The 2,510-nt window shown below is 63.7% G+C and carries 2 protein-coding genes and 1 pseudogene; 2 read left to right on the top strand and 1 reads right to left on the bottom strand.

Features of this window, described 5'->3' with window-relative positions:
- Positions 1-1,117 (top strand): serine hydrolase (locus EOD15_RS32665; RefSeq protein ID WP_148129766.1); only part of this gene is annotated, 1,117 nt, incomplete at its 5' end.
- A 28-nt stretch (positions 1,118-1,145) separates the two neighbouring features.
- Here EOD15_RS32665 and EOD15_RS32660 read toward each other — a convergent pair.
- Complete coding sequence (locus EOD15_RS32660; protein WP_127318031.1) at positions 1,146-2,081, bottom strand: hypothetical protein; 936 nt, start codon at positions 2,079-2,081, stop codon at positions 1,146-1,148.
- A 160-nt stretch (positions 2,082-2,241) separates the two neighbouring features.
- On the opposite strand from EOD15_RS32660, the pseudogene EOD15_RS32655 reads away from it, so the two are divergent.
- A pseudogene (locus EOD15_RS32655) lies at positions 2,242-2,510 on the top strand (KamA family radical SAM protein); the annotation flags it as partial.

The following is a 2,510-nucleotide window of genomic DNA, read 5'->3' as shown; positions in this document are numbered from 1 at the left end:
TCGCAGCGGGCTTCCGGGCACCGCCGGAGACGAGCTCGAAGGTATTGGCTACGACCGCGTCGAGATACTGCATCGCCTGCGGTTCGTGCCACCATCGTCGAGCTTCCGCGCCGGGTATGCCTACAGCAATTTCGGATTGACAGAGGGTGCCGTGGCAGCCGCGAGGCCGACAGGAAAGCCCTGGGAGGAGGTCGCCGAGGAGAAGCTCTACCGTCCGCTTGGCATGGCCTCGACCAGTTCCCGTCATTCGGACTTCGTCAAGCAAAGCAACCGTGCTGCGCTTCACGTCAAGGTCGATGGCGCCTGGGCCGCGAAGATAGAGCGCGATCCGGATGCGCAGGCGCCCGCCGGCGGCGTCAGCTCCACGGCTCGTGACCTCTCGCAATGGGTGCGCCTCATCCTCGGCAACGGCGTTTATGCCGGCAAGACACTGATTGCCGCCGATGCGCTAAGCCAGACGCATGTTCCGCTGATAGCGCGCGGCAACAACCCCGTCTCCGGCGGCGCATCGTTCTACGGCCTCGGCTGGAACGTCGAATTCGGCCGACACGGCCTGAGCTGGGGCCACGCCGGCGCCTTCAGCGTCGGGGCGCGTACGCTGGTGACGGTCTTCCCAAAGGAGAAGCTGGGCATCGTCATCGTCGCCAACGCCTTTCCGACTGGCCTGCCGGAGGGATTGTCCGACAGCTTCGCCGATCTCGTCTTCGACGGTAACGTCGAGAAGGACTGGGTCAAGGCGTGGAATGATATCTATGCGGGCCTGTTCGGTCCGGCGGTCGCGGCGGCCAAGGCCGCCTATGCCGCGCCGCCGTCTCCGCCACGGCCAGCCGGGCCGGGCAGTGTCTATGCCGGCCGGTACGCCAACGACTTCATCGGCGACGCGATTGTGTCGGAAGCGGGAGACGACCTTGTGCTCAAGGTAGGCCCGGCCGCTGGCCGGTCCTATTCATTGAGGCATTTCGACGGTGACCTTTTCCTGACCTTCCCCGACGCGGAGACGCCGGACAGCCCCTCGGGCGTAAGTTTTGTGGTCGGCGCTGACGGCAAGGCGTCGGCCATGACCGTAGGTTTTCTCGACGACAATCATCTCGGCACGCTGCAACGTGTGGGGGACTGACTTCCAAATCGAACGGTGCCGCCGGGAGTCAGGATGCCGGGCCGTACCGGAGCAGTTTGAAGCAATCGCCGTTGCCCGATTTCGTCTGCGCCAGCAAGGGCTTCGACCTGTCGATCCATTCCTGATGTGATCTCGCATCGGCCTCGATCGCCTCGACCGGTGCAAGACTGACGAAGCTGCGTCCGTGGCTGAGGAGCCAGCACGCACGGCCGAGAAATCGCCTGCTGCGCTGGCGCAAGAGGTCGGCATCGTAGAAGATGTCGAGCACCTCGTGCTTGATCTTGCGCTCGGTTTCAGGATTGGCGATCGCAACCTCGATCGGCTCGCCGCCGATCGCATCCTGCAGGTCCTTGTAGTCGAGGGTGAGTTGGGTGACGGCATATTTGATCTCGCTCTCGTCGCGCACGATGTCGAACCATAGCGTCGGATCGAGCTCGTTGACGACGAACGACGACTCGAAATCGCGCGACAGGTTGAGGATGTCGAAGTCCCGGATGTCGACGTCGCGCTCAACCAGCAGGATTTCGCGGACCTGCTTGCCAAGCTCCGCTCCCTGCGCGCCGATGGCGGCGTTGGTTCCACCAAGTTCGGGACTAATATAGGCCCCGCCGTCATCCAGCAGCCCGTCGAATTCGCCAAGTGACTCGACGAGGGGAGCGCCACGAGCGATGCGCGCCGCCAGCTTGGCCAGAACCTGCTGAAGATCCGCTTCGCGTCTGCGCTGGTCTTGGTAATTCTGCTGGAAAAAGAAGATGAACAGGGACACGCCGATGCCGATCAGGATCACGCCCAACTGCGAGAAGATGTTGCGGTGGTATTCCAGCAGCTTTTCGCGATGGCGCACGTCGTCGCGCACACTGTGGGCGACGCGCAGATTGACGATCAGCGACAGGATGAGCAGCCCAGTACCGACGAGGATGAGGCCGCCGATGAGCAGGTAACCATGGCCCGTGCTGAAATCCATTCGTTTTCCCTGAAGCCCAGACTGCGCAGAATAGTGCCATTTTGGCTAAATACCTACGGATTTGCAGGCGGTGGATTTGATGGCGGCGACCACCCCGGAAGGTTGACCCGCATGGCCATCCGGCCGATAGCTCCGCCAGAAACTGCCCCCGAGAACCCTGATGACTTCAGACACCAACCTCCACAATGCACCCGCCGTCGGCCCTGACACCGCCTGGCAGGCGGACGTCCGCGCCGGCGTGCGGCACGTGCGCGACCTGGCGTCCCTCCCGTTGTCCCCAGCCGAGCGCGCAGCCGCCCAGGCCGCGGCGGTGAAGCACAAGGTGCGCGCGCCCAAAGCCTATCTCGACCTGATCGACTGGAACGACCCGGCCGATCCGATCCGGGCGCAGGTCATCCCCTCTCCGCAAGAACTGGAGGAGGTGGAAGG

Origin of the sequence: Mesorhizobium sp. M7A.T.Ca.US.000.02.2.1, assembly GCF_003996995.1 — a bacterium.
GTDB lineage: Bacteria > Pseudomonadota > Alphaproteobacteria > Rhizobiales > Rhizobiaceae > Mesorhizobium.
Note: the sequence above shows the minus strand (reverse complement) of the source record. Positions and strands in the feature narration are given on the sequence as shown.